16 protein-coding genes and 1 pseudogene are annotated in these 18,384 nt (G+C 42.8%); 5 read left to right on the forward strand and 12 right to left on the reverse strand.

The features are described from left to right. Positions 1-37 precede the first annotated feature (37 nt). From ROSEINA2194_RS17275 to ROSEINA2194_RS17295, 5 genes are all read right to left on the reverse strand, one after another. Positions 38-769 (reverse strand): class I SAM-dependent methyltransferase, encoded by a 732-nt coding sequence (locus tag ROSEINA2194_RS17275; protein ID WP_007890158.1) that lies wholly within the window; start codon positions 767-769, stop codon positions 38-40. Positions 770-868: 99 nt separating this feature from the next. Then, on the reverse strand, positions 869-2,188 hold the full coding sequence (locus tag ROSEINA2194_RS17280) for a glycoside hydrolase family 30 protein (protein WP_044928719.1): 1,320 nt from the start codon (positions 2,186-2,188) through the stop codon (positions 869-871). Positions 2,189-2,246: 58 nt separating this feature from the next. Beyond that, positions 2,247-3,896 (reverse strand): type 2 periplasmic-binding domain-containing protein, encoded by a 1,650-nt coding sequence (locus ROSEINA2194_RS17285; RefSeq protein ID WP_217284424.1) that lies wholly within the window; start codon positions 3,894-3,896, stop codon positions 2,247-2,249. Positions 3,897-3,916: 20 nt separating this feature from the next. Then, complete coding sequence (locus ROSEINA2194_RS17290; RefSeq protein ID WP_007890161.1) at positions 3,917-4,750, reverse strand: carbohydrate ABC transporter permease; 834 nt, start codon at positions 4,748-4,750, stop codon at positions 3,917-3,919. Between the two features lie 51 nt (positions 4,751-4,801). Beyond that, positions 4,802-5,755, reverse strand: coding sequence for an ABC transporter permease (locus ROSEINA2194_RS17295; RefSeq protein WP_007890162.1), 954 nt, complete (start codon positions 5,753-5,755; stop codon positions 4,802-4,804). Between the two features lie 295 nt (positions 5,756-6,050). On the opposite strand from ROSEINA2194_RS17295, the gene ROSEINA2194_RS17300 reads away from it, so the two are divergent. The 3 genes from ROSEINA2194_RS17300 (at position 6,051) to ROSEINA2194_RS23815 (ending at position 8,351) form a co-directional block, all read left to right on the forward strand. Continuing rightward, entirely contained in the window at positions 6,051-7,403 is a 1,353-nt protein-coding gene (locus ROSEINA2194_RS17300; RefSeq protein ID WP_172727162.1) for an ISL3 family transposase, read from the forward strand. Positions 7,404-7,488: 85 nt separating this feature from the next. Continuing rightward, positions 7,489-8,160 (forward strand): cupin domain-containing protein, encoded by a 672-nt coding sequence (locus ROSEINA2194_RS17305; RefSeq protein WP_007890166.1) that lies wholly within the window; start codon positions 7,489-7,491, stop codon positions 8,158-8,160. Then, positions 8,151-8,351, forward strand: a complete 201-nt coding sequence (locus ROSEINA2194_RS23815) for a helix-turn-helix domain-containing protein (RefSeq protein ID WP_007890167.1) — start codon at positions 8,151-8,153, stop codon at positions 8,349-8,351. The genes ROSEINA2194_RS17305 and ROSEINA2194_RS23815 overlap by 10 nt, the downstream gene beginning before the upstream one ends. Here the strand turns inward: ROSEINA2194_RS23815 and ROSEINA2194_RS17310 are convergent. From ROSEINA2194_RS17310 to spoVT, 6 genes are all read right to left on the reverse strand, one after another. Beyond that, entirely contained in the window at positions 8,348-9,286 is a 939-nt protein-coding gene (locus tag ROSEINA2194_RS17310; RefSeq protein ID WP_007890168.1) for an ROK family glucokinase, read from the reverse strand. The genes ROSEINA2194_RS23815 and ROSEINA2194_RS17310 overlap by 4 nt on opposite strands. A gap of 184 nt (positions 9,287-9,470) precedes the next feature. Continuing rightward, on the reverse strand, positions 9,471-11,603 hold the full coding sequence (locus tag ROSEINA2194_RS17315) for a transglycosylase domain-containing protein (RefSeq protein WP_007890170.1): 2,133 nt from the start codon (positions 11,601-11,603) through the stop codon (positions 9,471-9,473). A gap of 133 nt (positions 11,604-11,736) precedes the next feature. Then, positions 11,737-12,723 carry a hypothetical protein gene (locus tag ROSEINA2194_RS17320; RefSeq protein ID WP_007890171.1) on the reverse strand — a complete coding sequence of 329 codons (987 nt, stop codon included), beginning with the start codon at positions 12,721-12,723 and terminating at the stop codon, positions 11,737-11,739. Between the two features lie 157 nt (positions 12,724-12,880). Beyond that, on the reverse strand, positions 12,881-14,551 hold the full coding sequence (locus ROSEINA2194_RS17325) for an ATP-binding protein (protein WP_007890172.1): 1,671 nt from the start codon (positions 14,549-14,551) through the stop codon (positions 12,881-12,883). Continuing rightward, positions 14,542-15,600 carry a metallophosphoesterase family protein gene (locus tag ROSEINA2194_RS17330; RefSeq protein WP_007890173.1) on the reverse strand — a complete coding sequence of 353 codons (1,059 nt, stop codon included), beginning with the start codon at positions 15,598-15,600 and terminating at the stop codon, positions 14,542-14,544. Before ROSEINA2194_RS17330 ends, ROSEINA2194_RS17325 begins: the two co-directional genes overlap by 10 nt. Positions 15,601-15,637: 37 nt before the next feature. Further along, positions 15,638-16,186 (reverse strand): stage V sporulation protein T, encoded by a 549-nt coding sequence (spoVT, locus tag ROSEINA2194_RS17335; RefSeq protein ID WP_007890174.1) that lies wholly within the window; start codon positions 16,184-16,186, stop codon positions 15,638-15,640. 304 nt (positions 16,187-16,490) lie between these two features. Here spoVT and ROSEINA2194_RS23970 point away from each other — a divergent pair. Continuing rightward, a pseudogene (locus ROSEINA2194_RS23970) lies at positions 16,491-16,709 on the forward strand (DUF2442 domain-containing protein); the annotation flags it as partial. A gap of 30 nt (positions 16,710-16,739) precedes the next feature. Next, positions 16,740-16,961: a helix-turn-helix domain-containing protein gene (locus ROSEINA2194_RS23975; protein ID WP_408639584.1), complete on the forward strand. Its 222-nt coding sequence runs from the start codon at positions 16,740-16,742 to the stop codon at positions 16,959-16,961. 97 nt (positions 16,962-17,058) lie between these two features. Here the strand turns inward: ROSEINA2194_RS23975 and ROSEINA2194_RS17345 are convergent, their stop codons facing one another. Then, the gene (locus ROSEINA2194_RS17345) at positions 17,059-18,192 is read right to left on the reverse strand and encodes a PP-loop family protein (RefSeq protein WP_021923844.1); all 1,134 of its coding nucleotides are present in this window, start codon (positions 18,190-18,192) and stop codon (positions 17,059-17,061) included. Between the last annotated feature and the right edge of the window lie 192 nt (positions 18,193-18,384).

Here is an 18,384-nt window from a genome sequence, read left to right on the forward strand (position 1 = left end):
TACGGAATCTGCGACACTACGTCCGTTAAACTCCGGTTTACAATGCATAGCAGTCATACCGTATTGCTTTTCCTTTTAATTCATAGGTTGGATTTTTCCCAGCAAGAAACGGGCTTTTCAGCGGGCGTTTTACAATGATCTTGGAAGGCTTTGCCTGAATCGCCGCCTCAAACAATTCGACCTCATCCGAACACGGTGGTTCAAGTTTCTGGATCAATTGCAGTTTTTTATTGATCAGTCCCGATTTTTGTCTGCCTGGAAACATCGGATCAAGATAGATCAGATCGATGTCATCCACACGGCTTTTTAACTCGTCTACGCTGTTGCCCTCCACAAGCTGCATTCTGGCAGTAATATCTTTCAACTTTGGGTGTTTCTTTGCTCTGCGGAGCGCATCTTTTAACAGAACTGCCACAACCGGGTTCTGTTCGTATAACATCATCTCATACCCACAGGCGGCAAGCAGGAAAGCATCCTCCCCCATACCGGCAGTCGCATCAATTCCCTTTACATTTGTCTGCGTTGTTTTAGCTGCGCGCACCAGCATTTCATGCGCAAGTCTGCCGTCACTCACTCTGTGCAGCATACCCTCAAAATCGCCCTGATAGCTTAACCCATATCCAATGAGAGAAACTCCTTTTGCATCAAAAAGAACCGTCAGTTCCTCTCCCGGTTTGTCTAAAAGTGTGGTGCCTGTCCGTCTGGCAAATGATTCCGCCATATCCCTCTGCCCGCCTTTTCCAATGCAGGCAACAAATTTACTACTCATTCTATTCTCCCGGATCACGATAAAATATAACGATGAAAAATAGAGGTGCATAAGCACCTCTAAATGAATTATAAATATTATAACATGAATGTTCCTGTTTTACCAGCACAACGTCTGGATCGAATGTGCCGGAATTTCCATGTCACATTTCATTCCACTTTCGCAGAACGTAAACGCCTGTGTATCATCCGTACAATTTAACAGAATCATTATTTTTTCGCCATCCGGGTTCACAAAACCACATGCTTCCACTTTACTTGTAAAACGTGATACAAGCATACGTTTTGCACCTCTTTTGATGAACCGGCTGAAATGTCCAATATAGTAATAAGACAGTTTTACATCGATCGTATCATTTTTTGTGTCACACATAACCGGCGCATCACAATAATTTTTGACATGATTCGGTCCACCCAGTTCATCCAGATAAATATTCCAATCCAGATAGGCATTCATTCCTGCATTGAAATTTCCCAAAATATCATGTGCATACATCTCCGCATGGGCAACCTGATTGTCTGAAGCGAATCTGGAATACTCTACACACCCCTCGGTAAAAATCAGCTCTTTTTCCGGGAAACGATTCCGCACCTCTGCAAGTGCCTCAAAATGATCACCCGTATACCAGTGGAACGCGATCCCGTCAATTTTCTTTTCTGCCTCTTCCGTGGAAAGGCTCTCTAATGCGCGATCCAGCACACGTTCCTTATTATGATCCCACACATTAATTTTCACATCATTATGACCTTCCTGATCTAATGCTGCTCTTAAATAATTACATACATATTCCTGCTCCTCGCTTCCTGTAAACAGGCAGGAATCCCATGTCTGCGTGGCATTCGGCTCATTCTGCACCGTAAGACGGCTGATCTTAATACCCTCTTTTTCATATTCTGAGACATAACGTGCAACCATTTTTGCCCACATCCCATAATATTCTTTTTTCAATTTTCCACCGTGATTCATGTCACCGTTTGTTTTCATAAATGCCGGCGGGCTCCACGGCGAAGCTAAAAAACAAAGGTCCTTTTCCTTTTTCTGTGCTTCATGTATAAACGGAATGATATATTGTTTATCTCTTTCAATCGAAAATGTCTTTAACTCACTGTCATCCTGATCTTCCACATACGCATAATTCCCTAATGCAAAATCACAGCTTTGAACATGCGTGCGGCAGAAATTATACCTGTTTCCCTTTTCTCCGAAATATAGTCCGATCAGTTCTTTTTTCTTCTCGTCACTCATTCTGGAATAGGTATAGGCTGCTGCTTCTGTAAGTGCTCCACCCATTCCAAGTACTTCCTGATATCTCACTTCCGGGTATGCCTTGATGAGGTTCATTTCGATTCTTTCGTCTTTTTCCAGTGTCTTTTCTGTACAGATAAACACCCCGTCTTTATTTGTTGTATAACATTTCATGATTGTGTACTCCATTTCCAGGTATTTATAAGGGGCCGAAGAAACAGCCCCTTATTTTTTACATTCCTAATTTTTCAGCGTTGGCAGCCATTTTTTCATTTCTTACTTTCACAATTGCATCCCAGTCATTTTCTTCGCGGAACTGTCTGTAAGATTCTAAAATACTGTCAAATTCTGCATCGTCGTTTGCGCGGATCATTCCGACAAGTGTAGTAGCCCAATTCGTTTTTATCGCACTGTATGCACGTGCCTCTGCGCTTCCTGTCTCCGGATCTGTATTCTCCAAAATAAAGTGCGGATATAATTTTCCGATTCCCCATTCCTGCATCTGTTTGATAGAATCCGGGTAAGCATCATCGCTGAGTGATTTATAACGGTCATGTCCGAATGGAATAAATTCTCCAAGACGCATTTCCTTTTTAAATCTGTCGTTATCGTTCGCCTGTAACTCTTTTGCTGCATCTGTCAGTTCATATTTGCCATCTGCGTTAATGGTGTAGGTTTCCCCTTCCACACCGTAATTGGTCAGGATCTGACCTTCATCACTTAATAAATAGGTATATAACTGAATTGCTTTTGCCGGATCTTTACAGGTTTTCGATACATAGGTGATCATCCATCCACTGATACCAGCCTGATTTAACTTTGGTTCATAACCTGCGGTGCTCTTTGGTCCATCAATTGCGATATATGCCGCATCTGGATTGGATGTTGCAAACGTTGTTAAAAATCCTGCCTGCTGTGGAGTTCCATCCATCATAATACATGCGTATTTTCCAATACTCTCTTTTTCCTGCCATGCAGTATTATCATCCGTAAAGCTGTCGTCACTGATACATCCGTTTTTATATGCCTGATTCAAAGTTTTGATCCAGGAAAGATAATCTTCATCCATATTCCTGTCATAGAATGTATTATCATCATTTACAATCGGTGTACCCAGAAAATCCTGTAATGTATCTCCAAGAGAACTTGTTCCATCCGTCTCAAAATTATTGAATCCAAGTGGGATTAAATCCGGGAACTGCTCCTTGATCTGATTTAAAACATCCAGAAATTCTTCCTGTGTGCCCATTGAAGGTTTTCCCAGCGCTTCGTATACATCATTTCGAATTACAAATGCAGTTTTCGCATATATCTCTCCGCTGTCATAATCTTCCTGCGTATTGGAGTAACCCGGATAACCATATGTCTTTCCGTCATCCATAGCAAACCAGCTTAATGTCTGGGCGGAGGCAACTTTGTAAAAATATGGATCATAATTGTCTGCCAGATCCTGCAATGCATATGCCCAGGTATCCGCTTTCTGTGCCACACTTGAGCTGGCATCGAAAATGGTAATGATGTCCGGCATATCTCCTCCTGCAAAAAATGTATTTAACTTTGTATCATCACCGACAACAAAATCAATATTGACATTCATGTCCTTCTGGATCTGTTTTGTGACAACATCATTTCCCCATTCTGTATTCCACCAATCTGCGTTGACATACCAGGTAAGCGTTGTATCCTCTTTTGTATCAAGTTTCCATGCAGGCGTATCAGCATCTAATGTATAGCGTCCACTTTCCACAACGCCATCCTCACCTGTCTGAACCATTGCAGTGTCTTTGCTTTCGCTGCTCTCTCCGCATCCAGCCAGCATACCGGCTGTCATCATTGCTGCCATTCCCAGGCATACCCCTTTTTTCCACATCTGATTTTTCATCACTTTTCTCTCCTTCATTTTTATTCTTTCACTGCTCCAAGCATCATACCTGAAACAAAATGTTTTTGAAGTAACGGATAAATAATAATAATCGGGACCGTTGTTACTACAATTGTCGCCAACTGTATTCCTTTGGATGTTGTCGATAGTGCAACATTTCCGATACTGTTCATGCTTTGTGCCTGCTGTTGCACAATGATCTCATAAAGCTTCATCTGAACCGGATATAAGTCTTTATTTGTCATATATAATTTTGCAGTCATAAAGTCATTCCACTGATACACACCGTTAAATAATGCAATGGTCGCCAGTGCCGGTTTTGAAAGCGGCATTGCAATCGACAAAAATATTTTCCAAACTCCCGCACCATCGATCTGTGCTGATTCTTCCAGCGAAGCCGGTATCTGCCGGAAGAAATTCATCAGGATTACCACGTCATAATAACTGAAAAGCTGTGGCAGTATGTACACCATAAAGTTATTTAACAGCCCTAACTGCTTCATTAACAGGTAAGTTGGAATCATTCCGCCCGAAAAAAACATCGTGATAATTCCCATTACCGTATATAGTTTTCTTCCTCTTAAATCCTTTTTGCTAAGTGCAAAAGCCACCATTGCACAGAAGAAAACATGTGTGACCACGCCGATAACCGTCTTTGCCACGGAAATAAAGAACGCCTTCCAGATAGAAGTATCTTTAAATACCGCGCGGTAATTGTCTAAAGACCATTCTTTCGGGAAGAAAATAAATCCTCCCTCCGCCAATGCCGTACTTCCTGAAAAAGAAGATGCCAGCACATTTAAAAGCGGTACTAAAATAATAATTGTGATAAGCAGAATGACCGTGACATTCACGAAGTCAAAAATTCTGTCTCCTGTAAATTTTTTGTTTTCATACTTTTTCTCCTATAAAACTGATTCCTCATTGATTTTTCCGGTAATCTTATTCGCCGTCACAAGCAGGATAACGGAGACAACCGATACTCCAAGCCCAACTGCTGTTGCATAGGAAAAATCGCCCTGCGTCATACCCATCCGGTACACATAAGAATCAATGACTTCTGCTTTTGCCTGATTCTGTGAGTTCATTAAAACAAGTGTCTGATCCAGATTGGACTTTAATAATCCACTGATCGTCAGGATAAAATTTAAGCTGATAATCGTTTTCATAAGAGGCAGCGTAATACTTGTAATCTGTCTGAGTCTGCCTGCACCGTCGATTCTTGCCGCTTCGTAATAGGTCGGATCAATCCCCGCCATCGTTGCAAGATAGAGCACTGTTCCCCATCCAGCTTCTTTCCACGTATCAGACAGAGATGCGATCCACCAGTATTTCCCGGAATCCAGTAAAAAGTTTGTCGGATTGTCTACCAGTCCCACTGCCATCAGTATCTGATTTAACAGTCCTGTGGTAGAAAGCCAGTTAATGATCATACCACCCAAAACAATCCACGAAAGAAAGTGTGGCAGATAAGAGATTGTCTGGATAATTCTTTTAAATGGGCCATCCCTTAATTCATAAATCATAATGGAAAGTATAATTGGCGTTGTGAATCCGATCAAAAGTTTCAGGAAGCTGATCCCAAGCGTGTTAATGACCGACTGCCAAAAATATTTATCCGTTGCAACGATTTTGAAATTAGCCCATCCAACCCATTTTGCCGAATCGATCGTATCGATGACCGTGTAGCTTTTAAACGCAATGGTCAATCCATAAATTGGCATATAGCAAAAGATAATCATAAAGATAATCCCCGGTATTACCATCATCTGCAATGGTAATTGTCTGCGGTAATCTTTCACAAACAATTTTGCTTTTTCTACCAGTGATTGTTTTTTCTTTTTCTCTTTGTTCTTCATTGTATTCAACTCTCCCAAGCGCTTATTTCTTACTTATTTGTGTAATAAATGATAACATTCGCACTTGCTTGTCACAAGCGCATATCTTGTCTTCGAATAGGTCAATATTGCTTTTTCTTGTGAGTCATGATAGGATGATATCAAGATGCAAAATTCTGTTTTTGCAATTTTTTAAGAGGCTTCTGGCATAATGGTGGAAGCCTAACACCATAAATTAACAACAACATATTGAAAAAACCACTTGTGTCCTTTAATGTATTAACTGCGAAGAAAAACACAAAAGGAGTATTCACAAGTGGCTTCAGTTAATACATTATGCAAAAGTGTCCCTAATGTCAAGAACACAGTTATAAAAAATTGTAATCTTTACTCTGATAAGAATGGAGTTAAACATATTCGTATCCAAGCAAGACCTAATAAATGGCACGAGAACGACTGCCCATTCTGCCATAAATCATGCCCTGTTTATGATAAACATTCCAGCAGACCAACTATCTGGAGAGGTCTGGACTGGGGTGGTATTCTGGTCGAAGTTGAATACCAGACTCATCGGCTCATCTGCCCTGAACATGGGGTATATGTTGCCGAAGTTCCATGGGCATATCCATGTAGTAGATTTACCAAGGATTTCGACCTTACCGCTGCATGGTTTGCATCCTATCTTCCAAGAAGTACCACATCATACTTCATGAGAGTGGACTGGGAAACTGTAGGCCGCTGTGTCAATCGCGCTCTTCACGATTTACAACCAGAGCGTTCAAGAAGACTTGATGGCCTGGTTAATATCGGCATTGATGAGACCAGTTATAAAAAGGGTCACAAGTACATCACAGTGATCGTTAATCACGATACTAACACGGTTGTATGGGCATCGGAAGGTCATGGTAAATCTGTCCTTGAAAAATTTTATAAACAGCTGACCCCGGAGCAACTGTCCAGTATCAAGGTTGTTACTGGCGATGGTGCCAAATGGATCACAGAGTGTGTAAATGAATACACTCCTGGCTGTGCACGCTGCGTTGATCCCTTTCACGTAGTCGAGTGGGCTATGACAGCTCTGGATGAAGTCAGAAAAGATATCTGGCATGATGCTTACAGTGAATATAAGCAGGTCAAAAAAGATAATCCACGTGGCAAAGGCCGTCCTAAAAAAGATGCTCCTGGGCTTGCTATTGTTAAAGCAGCAAAAGCTAAGGCAGATGAGATAAAAGGCTCTGCTTACGCATTAGGAAAAGCCCCGGAGCATCTCAGTGAAAAGCAACAGTTGCGTGTTAATTTGATCGCCTCGCAAAATCCTCGTCTATACCGAGCATATCTGCTTAAAGAACAGCTCCGGTTATTACTAAAGCTTACAAACGTAGATGAAGCTGAGGACGAACTCAAACGCTGGCTGTGGAAAGCCAGCCACAGCAGGATACCTGCATTTAAAGAATTATATCAGAAGATCAGGCGCCACAAGACGCATATCTTAAATACAATCCGTTATGGTATGAGTAATGCCAGGATTGAAGCAACTAATAACAAGATTAAGCTCATTATCCGTAAAGCTTATGGCTTCAGAAACATACAAAATATGCTTGATATGGTGTACCTTGTATGCTCTGATATACGCATTCCACTTCCTAACCGAAAGTTGAATGCCGCTTAATCTAGATAAACACTGGGGTTGTGGCGGTTTTTAACCCACCATTACCCCTGAAGAGCCTTTTTTAATATAAAAATGGAGAAGATTTATGAGCAATTTAAGAACGGAGCAGCCTGTTTTCGAGACAGACCGTATTACAGATGGTTTTGATATTTTTTTCTGGGTATTTAATGACGCCAGCAGTTTTGTTGCCACACACTGGCATACTGCCATCGAGATTATGTATATTATAGACGGAGAGGTCGATGTTATGATGAATCAGCAGACGGTCATTTTAAAACCCGGAGATGTTTTTCTGATCGATTCAAGGCTTCCTCACTCCACAAAATCAGTTCACGGAAATCATGCAGTATTAATTCAGCTTCCTTATGAATTTTCAAAAAAATATATCCCCGATGTCGATTCCTTTATTTTTGGTTTTGACTGCCACACTGATAATGCCATTTTACGCACCAAAATTGATTCTTTAATCGATGTCATTCAAAAAATGAGAATTGTATATGAAATTCAACCAAAAGGTGCTTTGCTGCGGTTTAACAGTCTTCTTTTTGAAATGCTTTATCTGCTCTACCACAGTTTTTCGAGGGAAGTGGAATCCTCCCAGTTCAAAAAAGATGTCAAAAATTTTGTGCGTTTAGAACCTGTTTTAGAATACACAAAAAAGCATTACAATACACCGATCACCCTTTCCGAGATTTCGCAGATCGCATGTTTTCAGGAAGAATATTTCTGTCATTATTTCAAAAAAATATGGGAGTGACTTATTTCCAATACTTAAATGAAATAAGACTCTCCCATATTTACCGTGATCTCACCTCCACAGACCTTCCTCTGAAAGTTCTGTTAGAGAAGCATGGTTTTACGAATTATAAATTATTCCGAAAAATGTTTTATGAGCAGTTTGCAACCACTCCCGGTGAATACCGTAAAAATGCCGCTGTATCCGATTAATCCAGTAACATCTCTACACATCCGTACATACCAGCATCATTGCCAAGTCCTGCCAATGCAAACTTTGTTTCACGGCATGCCATGAATGATGTCTCAACAAAGTGTTTTTTGATGTTATCTAATAAGATATCGCCTGCTTTGGAAACTCCTCCACCGATCACGATAATCTCCGGGTTTACCACACATGCAATATTAGAAAGGGTGGAGCCTAAAATTTCACATACTTCATCTACCAGTCCGATTGCAATTGCATCTCCTGCTTTTGCTGCGTCAAAGACATCTTTTGCAGTCAGGTTTGGAATTTCACGAATGCTTGTCTCCTCGGTAGATTTTGCAAGTTTTCTCTTTGCGAGACGAACGATTCCTGTCGCGGAAGTATACTGCTCTAAACATCCATACTGTCCACAGTTACAAGCTTCGATCTCATCATTGTTCACGGTGATATGTCCGATCTCTCCGCCGGCTCCGTTAAATCCTGCAACTACCTTTCCGTCTACGATGATTCCACCGCCGACACCAGTTCCAAGTGTTACCATAATGACATCCTTAGAGCCCTTTGCTCCACCCTGCCACATTTCACCTAAAGCGGCAACGTTTGCATCATTTCCGACTTTGATTTTTAATCCGGTAAGGTTGCCTAACTCTTCTGCAACGTTTACCACGCCCCAGCCAAGATTTACACAGCGGTGTACCACGCCCTGGCTGTCAACCGGTCCCGGAACTCCGATTCCGATTCCCTGCACATCATCCTTGCTGATTGCTTCCTGTGCCAGCTTGTTGTCCACTGCCTTTGCGACATCGGAAAGGATCGACTCACCATTATTTTCTGTATTGGTCTTAATTTCCCATTTGTCTAATAGTGTTCCGTTTGTGTCAAAAAATCCGATCTTACAGGTTGTACCCCCGATATCAACTCCAAATGCGTATTTCTTCATGATTTTTCTCCCTGATTTCCCTATATTTTCTGCGTCTATGTACCCACCATAGTTTCGCTTGCATTATCTTTATGATAACGTTTCCATTTTTATCTGTCAATTGTATTCTATGGCATATTTTGCTTTATTTTTTACATCCTTTTTAAGTGACCAGATTTATAAAATAGTGCATTATTTTTAGATTTTAATTTTCAGCGTCAACCGATGTTTCTTCGACTGATGTCTCCTCATCCGGTATCTCTCCAACCGGTGTCTCTTCTTCCGGCGTTTCCTCCGCCGGATTATCTTCAGGCTGTCCGCTCCCGCTCTCCTGCTGCTGGAGCAGATCATCCGAAATTCTTGCATACGGCAGAAATTCGAGCGGCTCCAGTCCCTCATGCGCCTTGCTCATAAATGACTGCCATATTTTTCCCGGATAAGTGTTTCCCATTAATCCCTGCAATTTTTTTGGCATATCATAGCCTACCCAGACACTTGTAGTATAATATCTCGTATAACCGACAAACCATCCGTCTTTCTGATCGTTTGTCGTTCCTGTCTTGCCCGCGCACGGCATATCTCCAAGGTCAAGTCCTTTTCCGGTTCCGTTTGTGATGACGCCTTTTAAAACATCCGTCATCATGCGCGCCGCATTTTTCTTATAGATCAAAACCGGGTTCTGCCCCGAATTATATAAAACTGTTCCGTTTCCATCCTCGATCTTCACGATACAGGTTGGTGTGCGGTAATATCCGTCATTCTCGATCGTTGCAAAACCGGATGCCATCTCTAACGCAGAGACACCGTTCGTGAAACCGCCCAGTGCCGTTGCAAGCCTGTAATCAGACGGACTGATCCTGGAAAAATTCATCGCCTTAAGATAAGACAATCCTTTATCCGGCGTGAGCTGGTCATATAACTTCCATGCGATCGTATTGACGGATTTTTCCACCGCAGTGCGGACCGTAATCTCTCCGAGATATGTGCCGTTGGCATTCCTTGGTCCATCCTCGATCGGCTCATCGACCACGATCGTGTCCGGCGTATAGTTCTGCTCAAAACTTGGTGTATACACGGTCAGCGGTTTTATCGCACTACCCGGCTGCCGGAAACTCTGATAGGCACGGTTTAAGGTATAACCCGGAAATTCCTGACTTCGCCCGCCCACGACCGCACGCACATATCCGTTATCATTATCGATACAGACCGCAGACGCCTGCAGTTCATAGACACCCTCGTCATTTACCCCGGTATAGCCGGAAAGCGTATCATTCACCGACTGCTGCAATTCGTCCTGCAATGACAGGTCAATGGATGTGTAAATGCGGTATCCGCCGGTATAAAGTTTTTTCTGGCATTCACTATAGAGAGCATTGTAAGTGTCCTCATATGCCTGCTGCTCCTCATCTGTCTTAAAATCCTCATGGAAAACAAACCCCTGCTGCTCCATCAGCGCCCTTGTTGCACAGTAGTAGGTGTATGTCTCAACGTAATCATTTTTTGCAAGTGCCTGTGGACGGTTCAATATGATCTGCTCCGCCACCGCCTGCGCGTAATCCATCTGTGAGATTTTGCCGTCATCGAGCATATTTTTCAAAATACGGTCACGTCGGGAAACGGTATTGTCTTTGTTTGTCACCGGATCATAGAGCGTCGGGTTATTCGGAATTGCACACAAAAAAGCAATCTGGGACAGAGAAAGACTTTCCACATCACGGTCGAAATATCCTCTCGCCGCAGACTGGATCCCGTAATATCCGTTTCCAAAATAAATATTATTTAAATAGAACTCCAAAATCTGATCCTTGGAATATTTGTTTTCGAGTTCCGTTGCAATATACATCTCTTCCACTTTTCGCTGCCACGTCTTTTCCTGTGACAGAAAAATATTCCGGGCCAGCTGCATGGTGATCGTACTTCCACCCTGTTTCACTTCACCATTTTGTACCATCGCCTTTACTGCACGGAGCAATGCACGGTAATCAATTCCATGATGCCTGAAAAACTTTTTATCTTCGATACTGACAATGGCTGTCACTGCATCCACCGGCATCTCCTCAATGGAAACGTAATAGGAATCTTTTTCCCCTTTCAGGGTGGAGATCACGCTTCCATCCGATGCATAGACAATGCTGGTCTGATTTGCCTTAAAAGTATCCACATCCGACTGTCTGACAAGCCGCACTGCCTCCTGCTTTAATTCCTCAACCTGTTTTCCATAACCGCCGTAAAAATAGTAGGCAGCCGCTGTGAGCACCAGCACCAGAAGTACAAGCTGTATGCGGAAAAAGTGCCAGAATAGCCGGTGTTTTTTCTTTTTCTTTGTTTTTGACATCATGCACTCCTTTCTGGCTCTGTCATTGTTTTTCTAATAAAATCTGCTTTTTCTAACATTAATCTTTCCAGATTTCTCCATGGATATGCATGATCTGTCGTAACGATTTCATAGTTTCAAAGATATCATTTATCCTTTAAAAATTCAGGTCGATCTCGATTCCTTTTAGATCCTCGTTCACGAGATTCTTCTCTTTGAGAATCTTCTGGATGTTTTTCTGTGCCTCATCCATTTTACTCGTGTTCTGTTTCTGCATGGAAACATCCTGTTCGAGCTGATCGGCATTCTGCTGTCCCTCGATGATCTCTTCCTGATTTTTGCGCTTCTCTTGTGCCTCTTCGATCTGCTTATCCTGTTCTTCCTTCTTGTCTGCCGCTTCCTCTGCCTTCTCTTTCTCTTCCTCGACCTTCTCATCGGCATTGTTTTTGCCTTCCTCAATTAGCATTCCGAGGATCTCTTTATTGGCAGAATCCATAATCTCATCTGCGGCATCCGATGCTTTTTCCATATCTCTGGACTTTAACTGCTCTAACGTGGCATCCGAAATAGATGCAGTGAGCGCATTGACCTCAAACTGTTTGCGGTCTGCCTCCACGCTGACCTGCCCTTTCATGCTGTTTAAGTTCAGAACTTTCTTCTGGTACTCTGTGAGCGGTGCATTCTGCAGTTCCTTCAATCTGGAGATCTCTTCGTCTGAAAACTGGTCATAGGAAGAACCGTTCATATTATTCTGGTACTTTTCCAAAAGCTCTAAATCTTTCTGTTCCTGCGATCCGTCTGCCACACCATACTCTTCCTGCAAAGATTTTTTGGTATTCTCGATATCTTTCATTTTGGCACGAATCTCATTCATCTCGGATACTTTGGACTGCTTTAACCCCTCCATATCCGCAATGCTGTCAGCGGATTTATTGTCACTTTTCCATGCATCACTGACCACTTTTAATGCCTGTTTTTTCGCATTGTTTCTGCGCGCCTCGATCTGGCTCTGTGTGTCATTTTTACGCAGAAAACCTCCTGCGTTGACGGATTTTACGACATCCTGATGTCCTTTTTTCTCAGCAGCTTTCTGTGCCGCTGCCTGATCCACTCCACTCTGGTTTGCCCTGATTGCAATTGACATAAACTCATTCCCCCTGTAAAAACGTTTCTATGCAGATTATTATGAAACTCCTCACGAATTTCTTTGAATTGCCCGAAAATTTTTATAAACAATAGAATGCACGCTCCGCGAACACTCTGTTGTCATGAATTAGATATCGGCTTTTTTCATGTTTTCTTTAATGATACGCTTCCATCTCAATCAGGTTGTAATCGAGCTTCATTTTCTTTAGCATTTCCACTTCGCGTTTCTGGCAGGTAAAAAGGAATATCTGGTTTTGTAAGGTCGAAAGTGTCTGCAAGGTCTGCGCCAGACGATCGTCATCATACATGGCAAACGCTTCATCCAATAAGATTGGAAGCGGTTCTTCCTTCGTCACAACATTTCCCACCGCAAGGCGCAGCGCCAGATAAATCTGCTCCAACGTGCCACGGCTTAATAGCTCTGGTCTGACTTCCCTTCCCTCTGTCAGAATCTGCAGCTGCCCCTGCTCATCGAGCCTTACACTGTCATAAGCTCCTGCGGTAAATAAGGACACATATCTGGAAATCTCCGCATTCAGTTCATCCTGCATATCCTCATAAAAAGACTGGGAAATCCTTGTGATCTCCTGCGCCGCAAGCTCCAATGCCTGAATATCTTCCGCTCTTTGGTGCTCTGCCCAGCTCTGCACACCCTGTCTTGTGATCTCTTCCTCCAGATTAAAAAGACGGTTTTCCTTTTCCCACAGAGAATCTTTCCACTCAGTAAGCATCTGGTCTGCCAGCCGTTTCTTTTGCTGCATCTGTGCCTCCATCGCTTCCTGCTCACGCAGTTTTCTTAACTGCTCCGCCTGCATGGATGCCGTTTGGAGTTTGGCACGGTTTTGATTCTTTTTGTACTGCCGGATTGCAGAAAATAATGCGATTGCAAGAGTTGCAAGTTCACCTGTCCAGAAAAGGGCTTGTGTTATGTAAACCTTAAAACCGAATAATATTATTGCGATCAGGATTGCGAAGAAGGATAGGATATAGCCGGTTTTTTCTGGCTGCCAATCTTCCGTACTGCCGGTCTGCTCATGGTACCTGGCATGCATTCCACTCTCATCATCTGCATAATGCGCTTCATATTCCTGATTCTCTCTGGAATTTCTGCTTATATTCTCCATGCTGCTTCCAGTTCCAAACTCCCTTTGCATCGCTTCATACTTTTCTATGGACTCACGTATCCCTTCACATTCCTGTTCAAGCAATTCCTTCTCCAATCGAAGCTCCTTAAGACGCGCCTCCCGCTCCTCGTCTGCCCTTCTCTGCTCCTGCTGCAATTCCCGTTTTCTGGCATTGAGCGAAGCAGCTGCCTCCGCAACCGTCACGCTGCTGTCGGAACCATCCGATGCCTGTGCAAGATACTCTGCAAGGATTTTCACCATCTGGTTTCCGGTGGCAGCTCCCGTCTGCGTGATATCGTAGGTACTGGCATAACTGTCTTTGCTGACACCACCCAAAAGCATGGTCAGATCCCCAAAGCCGACCGACAGTTCCTCCCCATCCAGCTCATTCCTCAGATAATCGGTTTTCTCTTTGGAATAAAAATTGCGCTCCAGATAAAACTTCTGCTGTCCAACCGTAAACTTTAGTGCACCCGCATAAAACGACGGTGCATGCCACGGTTCATACTGACTGTAGGCGTCTGTGACAGAACTCCTGCCCCTTCCTTTTTCCATGCCAAAAAGCATCGCACATAAAAAGCTGTGCAATGTCGATTTTCCCGCCTCATTTTTTCCATATATGACATTCATCCCCGGTTTAAAGGATATGTTTTTGTTCTGTAGCTTTCCAAACTGAAAAATGTCTGCTTCCTTTATCTGCATATCTCATGCCCCAACAATGCGCTAACGCCGTATTCCAACGCTTTCGCTGCAACCGGATCCTGCCTTTTTTTCTGCATGGCTGCAATGTAAGCTCCCAACAGGGAATTTTCATGTTCAGCCAGCAGTTTATCATAGTCATAATCCGGTCGAAGCTGCTCTGTCACATCCACGATCCGTTCCAGATGCGACAATTTATTAAGATCGAATATCACGTCCGGATCTTTGTATCCCTGTAAACAAATCTGAAAATACTGATAAGCCGGACGTTCTGCCAACAGTGCTTTTATCTGCCGCATGACATCATATCCGGTCGTCCCCGGCGTCACCTCCACCGCTTCATGGCAGTACTCACACTTTCGCACCGGATAAAAAGAGACATCGCAATGTGTTTTGTCGATGTTCCCCATCCAGTATCCGTGCACACCGGTATCATTACAGTCTGTCGGCTCCAGTGCGCCCGCCATGACCGCCCTGCCCTGCACAAGCTGCCCACCTTTGTGAATGTGTCCCGCTGCAATATAATCAAATCCATGCCGAAGAATCTTTTCCACCGAAAAAGGAATATGCCGCTCATCGCCTCCATGTGCGAGCAGAATATTAATTCTGTCCGTATTTTTCGGAAAAACCTCATCATACAAAGCCTGCCGGATCTCACGATGCCAATAGCTCAGACCATAAACCGTCGTATTCTGCTCCGGGAAATCAAAACACATTACTTCCTCGCGCGGGAAGAAACAGACATTTTCCGGCCACTCACATGTCCTGTAAAAAGAATTTTGCTGTATGTAATCGTGGTTTCCTGCCATAAGAAGCACTTTTGTCTGCGGTATGCGTGCAAACAGACCACAGACTTCCTTCAATTCTCTTTTCAATGGCTGTTTGTGAAAAAGATCACCTGAAATCAGCAAAAAATCCGGGGATTCTTCTGCCGCGATCTCGATCATTTCCGCAAAAGAATCCCAGATATCCTGTGCTCTTTTTTCACTCCATGCTTTTCCTGCATCCGGTTTTACACCGAGATGCACGTCTGAAATATGCATAAACTTCATGCTTTGTCCTCATTTTCCGTAATCATTCCAGCGGCTTCTATTGTTCCATCTGTTTTCCCAGGAAACCAGCTGCTGCGATCGCAAGCTTGCTCTCCGTCTCTGTCATTCTGGATTTCTCGTCTTTTTCATATAAAATAACGGCTCCGATCGCATCCCCCTCACAGATGATCGTGCTGAGCGCCTGCTGTCCGAATTCTCCGGCATCATCTAATGTCACCTTGACAAACTCCGCATCATTTCTGCTTGCGAGAAAATTTTTCCGTTCGCTGATGGCGTCTTCCAGCTGTTTGCTGATCGGCTTGCCCTCATATTCTTTCTTGCCGTTACCGGATGCCGTCACAACATGGTCGCAGTCCGTGATCAATACCAGATGTCCGGTTGTCTGTGCCAGACTTTCCGCATACTCTCCCGCAAACTGGCTCAGCTCCCCGATTGGCGAATACTTTTTCAGAATGATCTCGCCCTCCCGATCGGTAAATATTTCCAAAGGATCGCCCTCCCGGATCCTTAAGGTTCTCCGAATTTCTTTCGGAACTACAATTCTTCCCAGATCATCTATTCTGCGTACAATCCCTGTGGCTTTCATTTAATATTTTTCCTCCAATGCTGTTATTTCACTTTGGAGTTATTATGTGGAAAAATCAGAGAATTATTCTTTTCTCTGTCTAAAATTCCTGTGTACATCATACCCTATTTTTTCTAAAATGAATATTAAAAATTTGTAAAACATCTTGATTATATAGGATATATCCTATATAATATATAAAAAATATGAAAGAAGGAATTATATGCCCGTCATTGCACGTTTCTTTGGAATAATAATAAAAATGTACCTGCGCCAAAAAGAACACAAAACTTTACATCATTAAAATTCGAAGGAGGTGCATCCTATGGCTCACAGAGTGCAAAGTGTATCGATGATTGATCAGAATATTCTTCAGGCAATTTTTATAGGTGGTGAAGTAATTCAATATGACCTGCGGAAAATGCTTTCCATTCTTCCACAATTTCAGGAAATTATCAATGATCCATCCCTCGCATCGAAAGTTCATGCAGATACCGGCGGCTATGGTGTGTCCTGGAGTGATGATCTGGACTTAGATTCTGAAACGATCTGGGAAGATGGTGTATTTATTCGTATTGAATCTGTTGACCCATCCCTCGCACTTGCTTCCAGCCTTGCAAGAGCAAGAGAATATGCCATGCTGACACAAAAACAACTCTCCGAAAAAACGGGAATCTATCAGAGCGATATCAGCAAACTGGAACGTGGTAACGCCAATCCATCCATTTTGACCTTAAAACGTCTGGCAGATGCAATGGATATGACTTTAAAAATCGAATTTGTACCAAAAAAATGAAGAGACTATCACAGCCTCTTCATTTCTTTTCAAATCATCTTTTCTCTATTAGCCAAAATCAATATTTTTTCATTTTTTGCTAATAGATTTCTTCTGCTTACTTTTTTGTATCATAGTCATCGAGAAAATGATGTTTTACGCCGTCCTTTTTATAGGCGACAACCGTTTCCAGATTCACATTTTCCACACTCTTGAAAATATTGCCTTCCACGTACTGATTGACTTCTTTTAATTTTTTGATCAGTTCCTTGATCTCCACACGTTTCGAACGATTTTCCTCGTTATTGCAGGTGGTACAGGTGTCTGTAAACTTGCATGCACACTGGATAAAATGAAGTCCATTATAGTCACGCCACGCCTTGATATCGTCCTCACGCACAAGATAAAGCGGACGGATCAGTTCCATTCCCTCAAAATTGGTGCTGTGAAGTTTTGGCATCATCGTCTGGATCTGTGCTCCGTAAAGCATACCCATGAGGATCGTCTCGATCACATCATCATAATGATGTCCGAGTGCGATTTTATTGCATCCAAGCTCCTGTGCAAAATGATATAAATGTCCGCGTCTCATCCGTGCACACAGATAGCACGGTGATTTTTCAATATTGTATACAGAATCAAAAATATCCGATTCAAAAATTGTGATTGGAATATTGAGTTTTCTGGCGTTTTCCTCGATCACTTTTCGATTTGCCGGACTGTATCCCGGATCCATAACCAAAAACTTCACTTCAAAATCAAATTTATTGTGAATTTTTAATTCCTGAAAAAGCTTTGCCATAAGCATGGAATCTTTTCCACCGGAAATACAGACCGCAATGCGGTCTCCCGGTTTGACAAGCTCATACTGATTTATTGCTTTTGTGAATTTGCACCAGATGCTTTTACGGAACTTTTTACGGATAGAAAGTTCCACATCCTTGCAGATATCTACCTCTTCCTCCTGCTTCATCGCATCCAGAAGCCATGCAATATATCCGCCTTCCAGACTTACCGCATCCATTCCTTTCTCTTCCAGTCCTTCGGCAACTTCCACGCTGAAACGTCCACGGCTGCAGCAGATCACTAATTTTTTTGAAAAATCAATGTTCTCATTTCCTTCGATAGAATCTGCCGGTGTCGCTACCGCCCCCGGTATCGCTCCGTGGGCGACCTCGTTCTCGTCCCGGATATCAATGATCTGATAAGTGTTTTTATCAAGTTTTTTTAATTCTTCTATTGTAATGCCCATGCTATGACCTTTCTCTATGATTTTCCTTACAATTATCAAGTTTTCTTTCGGTAAAATATTACCTTCTTTGTGGGGTTCCGTCAATGTTTTGTGAACAAAAAACTGCTGCACCGCACGATTTTACGTCGTCACGGCACAGCAGTCTGTGTTTAGTTTATTCTGTTATTCCATCTTCTCCAACAAGGCTGTCCT

It is taken from the genome of Roseburia inulinivorans DSM 16841 (genome assembly GCF_000174195.1).
GTDB lineage: Bacteria > Bacillota > Clostridia > Lachnospirales > Lachnospiraceae > Roseburia > Roseburia inulinivorans.